The sequence below is a fragment of the Roseovarius sp. genome (genome assembly GCF_018066915.1).
Classification (GTDB): domain Bacteria; phylum Pseudomonadota; class Alphaproteobacteria; order Rhodobacterales; family Rhodobacteraceae; genus Roseovarius.
Window position 1 is genome coordinate 21,503 of sequence record NZ_JAGPVV010000016.1, and the last position, 7,839, is coordinate 29,341.

The 7,839-nt window shown below is 62.3% G+C and carries 10 protein-coding genes; 7 read left to right on the forward strand and 3 right to left on the reverse strand.

Translation table 11 applies throughout. The features are described 5' to 3' along the window. The first annotated feature begins 76 nt into the window (after nucleotides 1–76). From KBT70_RS00875 to KBT70_RS00895, 5 genes are read left to right on the forward strand one after another with little or no spacing between them, the layout of a single operon-like run. On the forward strand, nucleotides 77–949 hold the full coding sequence (locus KBT70_RS00875) for an ATPase (protein ID WP_296627663.1): 873 nt from the start codon (nucleotides 77–79) through the stop codon (nucleotides 947–949). A 27-nt stretch (nucleotides 950–976) separates the two neighbouring features. Continuing rightward, nucleotides 977–1,900, forward strand: coding sequence for a homoserine O-succinyltransferase (metA, locus tag KBT70_RS00880; protein WP_296627666.1), 924 nt, complete (start codon nucleotides 977–979; stop codon nucleotides 1,898–1,900). A gap of 16 nt (nucleotides 1,901–1,916) precedes the next feature. Then, nucleotides 1,917–2,852: an alpha/beta hydrolase gene (locus KBT70_RS00885; RefSeq protein ID WP_296627669.1), complete on the forward strand. Its 936-nt coding sequence runs from the start codon at nucleotides 1,917–1,919 to the stop codon at nucleotides 2,850–2,852. A 36-nt stretch (nucleotides 2,853–2,888) separates the two neighbouring features. Next, nucleotides 2,889–3,758: a polyphosphate kinase 2 gene (ppk2, locus tag KBT70_RS00890; RefSeq protein WP_296627672.1), complete on the forward strand. Its 870-nt coding sequence runs from the start codon at nucleotides 2,889–2,891 to the stop codon at nucleotides 3,756–3,758. Continuing rightward, nucleotides 3,751–4,374: a TetR/AcrR family transcriptional regulator gene (locus KBT70_RS00895; protein ID WP_296627674.1), complete on the forward strand. Its 624-nt coding sequence runs from the start codon at nucleotides 3,751–3,753 to the stop codon at nucleotides 4,372–4,374. The genes ppk2 and KBT70_RS00895 overlap by 8 nt, the downstream gene beginning before the upstream one ends. A 70-nt stretch (nucleotides 4,375–4,444) precedes the next feature. On the opposite strand, the gene rpsI is transcribed toward KBT70_RS00895, so the two are convergent. From rpsI to KBT70_RS00910, 3 genes are all read right to left on the reverse strand, one after another. Further along, entirely contained in the window at nucleotides 4,445–4,936 is a 492-nt protein-coding gene (gene rpsI, locus KBT70_RS00900) for a 30S ribosomal protein S9 (protein ID WP_296627677.1), read from the reverse strand. Further along, nucleotides 4,936–5,400, reverse strand: a complete 465-nt coding sequence (rplM, locus tag KBT70_RS00905; RefSeq protein ID WP_296627678.1) for a 50S ribosomal protein L13 — start codon at nucleotides 5,398–5,400, stop codon at nucleotides 4,936–4,938. Before rplM ends, rpsI begins: the two co-directional genes overlap by 1 nt. Nucleotides 5,401–5,670: 270 nt before the next feature. Then, on the reverse strand, nucleotides 5,671–6,090 hold the full coding sequence (locus KBT70_RS00910) for a PaaI family thioesterase (RefSeq protein ID WP_296627680.1): 420 nt from the start codon (nucleotides 6,088–6,090) through the stop codon (nucleotides 5,671–5,673). A gap of 58 nt (nucleotides 6,091–6,148) precedes the next feature. Between KBT70_RS00910 and KBT70_RS00915 the strand changes: the two genes are divergently transcribed. Continuing rightward, nucleotides 6,149–6,934, forward strand: a complete 786-nt coding sequence (locus KBT70_RS00915; protein WP_296627686.1) for an enoyl-CoA hydratase — start codon at nucleotides 6,149–6,151, stop codon at nucleotides 6,932–6,934. 42 nt (nucleotides 6,935–6,976) lie between these two features. Continuing rightward, nucleotides 6,977–7,839: methylenetetrahydrofolate--tRNA-(uracil(54)-C(5))-methyltransferase (FADH(2)-oxidizing) TrmFO (gene trmFO / locus KBT70_RS00920; protein ID WP_296627689.1), on the forward strand; the 863-nt coding region annotated here is incomplete at its 3' end.

The following is a 7,839-nucleotide window of genomic DNA, read 5'->3' on the forward strand; positions in this document are numbered from 1 at the left end:
CCGGGCGGGGCTTTTGCATGATAGCATTTGACCCCGCGCCACGCGCTTTGTACCAAGCCCGCGAGAGGGAGCGGTCATGATCTATACTTCAGCACAAGACTGGCGCGACGCCACACATAAACGGGTGCTGTTCTACGGCATGTCCGGGCTTGGCAAGACGCATCTCTCCAACATGCTGCGCGACGCCGGCCATTGGTTTCACTACTCGATAGATTACCGCATCGGCACCCGCTACATGGGCGAGCTGATTGCCGACAACGCCAAGGCACATGCCATGCAGGTGCCCTTCCTGCGTGATCTGCTGCTCTCGGACTCGATCTATATCGGCTCCAACATCACCTTTCACAATCTCACCCCGGTCTCGACCTATCTGGGCAAGCCGGGCAATCCGGCCAAGGGCGGCTTGCCAATCGCCGAATATCGCATCCGGCAGGAACAGTTCCGGCAGGCCGAGATTCACGCGCTGATGGATACGGCGTATTTCATCCGCCGCGCCGGTGCGCTCTATGGCTATCCGCATTTCATCTGCGACACCGGCGGCTCGATCTGCGAATGGGTGGACGGGAACAATCCCACCGATCCGATCCTGAGCGAGCTTTCGGCGCATTGCCTTCTGATCTATATCGAAGGCTCCGAGGCGCATACCGCCGAACTCATCCGCCGCTTTGACCGCGCGCCCAAGCCGATGGCCTATCAGCCCGCCTTCCTTGACGCCGCATGGGCGGAATATCTGAGCGATAACAAATGCCAAGAGGATGAAGTTGATCCAGACAGCTTTATTCGCTGGACCTATGCCCGCGCGCTCGCCCATCGTCAGCCACGCTATGAGGCGATGGTCAAATGGGGCGTGAGCGTGAGCGCCAACGAGGTGGCGGCGGTCAAGTCCGCGCAAGACTTCGAGGCGCTGATCGCCACCGCCCTTGAGCGCCGCGCCGCCACGCCTATCTAAGGCCCGACAGTCAAGGAACTCTGCCCGATGCCCATCAAGATCCCCGCCGACCTGCCCGCCTATGCCGTGCTGACGCGCGAGGGGGTGTCGGTGATGGACCCGGATCAGGCCGCGCGGCAGGATATCCGCCCGCTGCGCATCGGCCTCCTCAACCTCATGCCGAAAAAGATCCAGACCGAAAACCAATTCGCCCGGCTGATCGGGGCCACCCCGCTGCAGATCGACTTTGACCTGATCCGCATGAGCGAGCATCAGACCAAGAACACCGCCGCCGAGCATATGGAGAGCTTTTATCGCCCCTTCGAAGAGGTTGCGGCCTCTGGCGACAAATACGACGGCCTCATCATCACCGGCGCGCCGATCGAGCATCTCGATTTCGACGCCGTGACCTATTGGGCCGAGTTGGAGCGCGTCTTTGACTGGACCCAGACCCATGTGCATTCGACCTTTGGCGTCTGCTGGGGCGGGATGGCCATGATCAACCATTTCCACGGGGTCAAGAAACACATGCTGCCCGCCAAGGCCTTTGGCTGTTTCCGGCATCGCAACATGGCCCCTGCCTCGCCCTATCTGCGCGGGTTTTCCGACGATTGCGTGATCCCCGTCAGCCGATGGACGGAAATGAAGCGCGCCGAGATCGAGGCGGTCAAGGGGCTGACGATCCTGCTGGACAGCGACGAGGTTGGCCCCTGTCTGGTCGAGGATACCGCGCGCCGCGCGCTCTACATCTTCAACCACTTTGAATATGACAGCGACACGCTCAAACAGGAATATGACCGCGACGTGGCCAATGGCACGCCAATCAACGTGCCCTGCAACTACTATCCCGGCGACGATCCCGCGCGCCCGCCGCAAAACCGCTGGCGCAGCCATGCGCATCTTCTCTATGGCAACTGGGTGAACCAGATTTACCAGACCACCCCGTTCGAGCAGATGAACATTGGTCTTTAAGTCTCTGATTATAGTTATGATCGTTCTGGCCGCCTTTGGGGGCTGGAGCCACTATCGCGCCCGCGCTCACGAAGCCCGCGCCGAGGCGGCCTTTCCTCCCGAAGGTCAGATCATCATGGTCAACGGCCACCCGGTGCATGCGTTGGTGATGGGCACTGGCCCCGATCTCGTGCTCATTCACGGGGCGTCTGGCAACACCCGCGACATGACCTTTGATCTTGCGCCGCGTCTGGCGCAGCACTACCGCGTCATCATCCTCGACCGCCCCGGTCTGGGCTATACCCCGCGGATCAACCGCACCGGCGCCACGATCACCCAGCAAGCCGCCCTCTTGCAAGAGGCGGCGGCGCAATTGGGGGCCGACAAACCCATCGTGCTGGGCCATAGCTATGGGGGCGCTGTGGCGCTCGCTTGGGCGGTGACGCAGCCTGATCACATCGCGGCCCTTGTCGACGTCGCCGGCGCCGCGAAACCTTGGGATACGGGCCTCTCGACTTATTACCGCGTACTCTCTCACCCTGTGCTGGGCCCGCTGGTGATCCCGCTCCTCACGGCCTTTGTCCCCGACAGCCGCGTCGAAGAGGCGGTGCAAGAGATTTTCACGCCACAAGAGCCGCCCGCCGGTTATATGGATCATATCGGCGCGGGCCTGACACTGCGCCGCGATTCCCTGCGCGCCAACGCCCTGCAACGCGCCAACCTGCTGAGCGAAATCGAGGCGCTGCACCCGCGCTACGCCGAGATAACCGTTCCCGTTGAGATCGTGCATGGCACTGCTGATACCACCGTCGGGGTCTCGATCCACTCCGAACCGCTTGCGGCGCAGGTCAAAGGCGCGCATCTAACCGTTCTCGACGGCATTGGCCACATGCCACATCACAGCGCCCCCGAGGCGGTGATCGCCGCCATAAACCGCGCCGCCACCCGCGCCGGATTGCGCCCCGCCGATTGAGCGGCCATACTGGCCAAAACATTTGCGAGAGGCCCCATGGACCTGCCCTTTGACGGTGCGATCAGCGCCTTTTTCGAAACCGAAGCCCCCGAAGCCCTCCGCAAGGAAATCCGCCGCGCGGACAAGGATGACATTCTGGGCGGCACGTTCCCCTATTCCGAGGCATTGTCGAAAAAGACCTACGACAAGGAAATCACCAAGCTGCAAATCGAACTGGTCAAGCTCCAGCATTGGGCCAAGGAAAGCGGCGCGCGCATCGCCATCGTCTTTGAGGGGCGCGATGCGGCGGGCAAGGGCGGCACGATCACCCGCTTCACCCAGAACCTCAATCCGCGTGGCGCGCGGGTGGTGGCGCTCAGCAAACCCTCGGATGTCGAGGCGACGCAATGGTATTTCCAACGCTACATCGACCATCTGCCCGCCGGTGGTGAGATCGTGTTTTACGATCGAAGCTGGTATAACCGCGCCGTGGTGGAAAAGGTCTTTGGCTTTTGCACCGATGCGCAACGCGAGCATTTCTTTTCGCAGGTGCCGGATTTCGAGCGGATGATCGTCGATGAGGGCATCCATCTCTTCAAGATATGGCTCAATGTCGGCCGCGCCGAACAACTCCGCCGCTTTCTCGACCGCGAACAGGACCCGCTCAAGCAATGGAAACTGAGCTGGATCGACGTCGAGGGCCTCAAGAAATGGGACAGCTACACCGCCGCCATCGCCGAAACCCTCACCCGGAGCCATAGTGACCACGCGCCTTGGACCGTGGTGCGCTCGGATGACAAACGGCGCGCCCGGATCGAAACCATCCGCCATGTGCTGAGCCGTCTCGACTATGCCCGCAAGGATACGCGCGCGGTGGGCGCGTCCGATCCGGGGATCGTGGGCGGACCAGAAATCTGGCATGGGTAAACAGGGCTATCACCACGGCAACCTGCGCCAGGCCCTTGTTGACGCGACGCTCCGATTAATCGCCGAAAAGGGTCCGCAGGGCTTTACCATGGCCGAGGCAGCCAAGCTGGCCGAAGTCTCGACCGCCGCCCCCTACCGGCATTTTTCAGGCCGCGAGGCGCTGATTGCCGAGGCAGCACGTCAGGGATTCGAAATCTTTGTCACCCGAATAGAGGCGGCCTTTGACGCGGGCCGCCCCGATCCGCTGGCGGCCTTCATGGCCATCGCGCGGAGCTATCTGGCCTTTGCCCGCTCGAATGCCGGGCATTACGTGGCGATGTTCGAATCCGGCCTCACGCCCGGCACCAACCCCGAATTGGCCGATGCGGCGGGGCGTGCCCAAGCGGTCCTCACCCGCGCCGCCGCCGCTCTCTCGGCGCATCTGCCGGTCGAGCGCCGCCCGTCCGCGGTCCTGTTCGCCGCCCATGTCTGGGCGATGAGCCATGGCGTGGTCGAGCTTTACGCGCGCGGCGCACCGGCGGCCCGCGCGCCCATGCCCCCCGAAGACCTCCTCGAATCCGGCATCCGCGTATATCTGCGCGGTCTGGGCCTCATTCCGCCCGATAGCGCGCCCTGAGCCAAAGGTGCGCGCAAACGCAAAAGGGCCACCCATGGGGCGGCCCTTCGACGGTTTGATCTGAAAACGATCAGCGCTTCGAGAACTGGAAGCTGCGGCGCGCCTTGCGCTTGCCGTATTTCTTGCGTTCCACAACGCGGCTGTCGCGCGTCAGGAACCCGGCCGCCTTGAGCGCACCACGCAGGGTGGGATCATAGAGCTGAAGTGCCTTCGAGACGCCATGCTTGACCGCACCGGCCTGACCCGACAGACCACCACCGGCAACCGTCGCCATCACGTCGAACTGACCTTCGGTGCCCGACACGGTGAAGGGCTGCTTGAGGATCATCTGAAGCACGGGGCGCGCGAAATACTCGTTCATCGGCTTGCCGTTCACGACGACTTTGCCCGAACCGGGCTTGATCCAGACGCGGGCAACCGCATCTTTCCGCTTGCCTGTTGCATAGGACCGGCCAAGGGCATCGCGCACCGGCTCGCGCGGGGCTTCCATTGCCACGGCTGCGGCGCTCACACCGCCAGCGACGGCTTCGAGACCTTCGAGGGATTTGATTTCGTCAGCCATCAGTAAGCCACCCGCGTGTTCTTGGAGTTCATGGATTTGACGTCCAGCACCTCGGGGCTCTGGGCCTCGTGGGGGTGCTCGCCACCTGCATAGACGCGCAGGTTGGTCATCTGCGTGCGGCTCAGGCGGTTGCCCGGCAGCATACGCTTGACGGCCTGCATCACGACGCGCTCGGGGTATTTGCCCTCGAGGATCTCGCCGGTGGTGCGGGATTTGATGCCGCCCGGATGGCCAGTGTGCCAGTAGTTGGGCTTGTTGCGCTTGTTGCCCGTCAGCTGCACCTTGTCGGCATTGATGACGATCACGTTGTCACCCATGTCCATGTGGGGGGTAAAGCTGGGCTTGTGCTTGCCGCGCAGGCGCATGGCGATGATCGAGGCAAGACGGCCCAGAACAACGCCCTCGGCGTCGATCAGGATCCATTTCTTGTCGATATCTGCAGGCGTTGCAGAGAATGTTTTCATGTCAGGCAGAACCTTGTGCTTGGTCTTTATGCTTGGTCGTTGGGTTTGATCAGCCAATTCCACCCCTTGGGCGGCGCTGATGCGATGGGCGGGTTATAATCAGTTCAATGCGCAGGTCAACTGCCATATGTTCGAATTAAATGTTTAAAAACATTGTGTTAAAAAATAGGTATTATATTACCCCAAATTTCAGACCCAATTCCAGCCCTCTCGCCGTTCCCGACATACTCTCGGGGGGGGTCGGGCGGCAGACAGCCCCCTTCCGCGCCCTCATTTCGGCGGGATCGAATAGGTCAGGCTCGCCCGCGCCACCGGCGCGCTCATGCCATCAGAATAGATTAGAACATCCCCCACCGCCAGCACCCGCCCCAGCTTGAGCAATCGGCACTCGGCAATCAAATCCACGCCCGCCGCCGGTTTGCGCATGAAATCAATGCTGCAATTGGTCGTCACGGCCAGCCCCTGAGGCCCGATCATCGCCAGAATTCCCAAATAAACCGAGACATCCGCCAAGGCAAAGATCGACGGTCCCGACACCGTCCCACCGGGGCGCAAATGCCGCTCTGCGACCAGAAGGCGCGTGCGGATGTGCATATCCCCCACCTCTTCAATCGCAAACTCGCCCGAGACCTGTGGAAACTCCCGGTCCAGAAACACCATCAGCTCTTCGGCGGTCATCTTGACGCTCATGCTTTGCTCCTTGCCTCGTTCCGCGTTAGAATGGCCCCAACGCACAAAGGGTTACAAGATGGCAATTCTCGACCGCATCGACGAGGGCGCAATCGCCCGTCTCACGCTCAACTCGCCCGGCAATCTCAACGCGCTCTCGGATGCGATGCTGGCGGCCCTTCAGGCCGAATTCGACCGGCTGGCACAGGATCGCAGCATCCGCGTCATCACGATCATGGGCGCAGGCAAGGCGTTTTGCGCCGGTCACGATCTCAAGGAAATGACAGCCGGACGGCAGGCCGAGGATGGCGGGCGCGCCTATTTCGCTGACCTCTTTGCGCGCTGCGCCCGGATGATGACCACGATCCGCACCCTGCCCCAGCCCGTCATTGCCGCCCCGCATGGCATCGCCACGGCGGCTGGGTGCCAGTTGGTGGCAAGCTGCGACATGGCGGTGGCGGCGCATGGCACGCGCTTTGGCGTCAACGGGGTCAATATCGGCCTTTTCTGCTCCACCCCGATGGTGGCGCTCAGCCGCAATATCCCGCGCAAACAGGCGTTTGAGATGCTGACCACGGGGGCCTTCATCGACGCCACCCGCGCCGCAGAGCTTGGCCTCATCAACCGCGCCGTCCCGCCCGAGGATCTGGAGTCTGAGACCATGGCCCTCGCCCAGACCGTCGCGGCCAAACTCGGCTCTGCCGTGCGTATCGGCAAACGCGCCTTTTATGAACAACTCGAACTGGGACTGGACGCCGCCTATGCCCATACCAGCGCGGTGATGGTCGAGAACATGCTCGACCGCGACACCGCCGAAGGCATCGCCGCCTTCATCGACAAACGCACCCCCAATTGGGACCAGTGACGCCCCTTTCCAAACGCCCCGCAATGGCCTAGATCGCAGCCCATGGACAAGACATTGCATATCATCGGCGGCGGCATGGCCGGGTCAGAGGCGGCGTGGCAAGCGGCCAACAAGGGCGTGGACGTGGTCATCCACGAAATGCGCCCAAGGGTCAAAACCTTCGCGCATCGCACTGGCGATCTGGCGGAAATGGTCTGCTCCAACTCTTTTCGCTCGGATGATGACGAGCAGAACGCCGTGGGCCTTCTGCACTGGGAAATGCGCGCGGCGGATGGGTTGATCATGGCCATGGCCCATGAAAACCGCCTGCCTGCCGGTGGGGCCTTGGCGGTGGACCGGGATCGCTTTGCCCAATCGGTCACGGCGCGGCTCTTGGATCACCCGAGGATCACCGTGCAACATGATGAAATCACGGAACTTCCTCAAAACGGCCATTGGATCATCGCCACCGGCCCGCTAACCTCCGAAGGCTTGGGCCGCGCAATTGCCGCAGAGACTGGCACCGAGGCGCTCGCCTTTTTCGACGCCATCGCGCCGATTGTCTATCACGAGAGCATCGACATGTCGCGCGCCTGGATGCAGTCGCGCTATGACAAGGGCGAGACCGAGGCAGAGCGCACCGCCTATCTCAACTGCCCGATGGACCGCGACCAATACGAGGCCTTCATCGACGCGCTGCTGGCCGCCGACAAGACCGAGTTCCATGAGGGGGAAACGGCAGGGTATTTCGACGGCTGCCTGCCCATTGAGGTCATGGCCGAACGCGGCCGCGAGACCCTGCGCCACGGCCCGATGAAGCCCGTTGGCCTGACCAATCCACACGCGCCAGACGTCAAACCACATGCCGTGGTGCAACTGCGCCGCGACAACGCGCTTGGCACGCTCTACAACATCGTGGGCTTCCA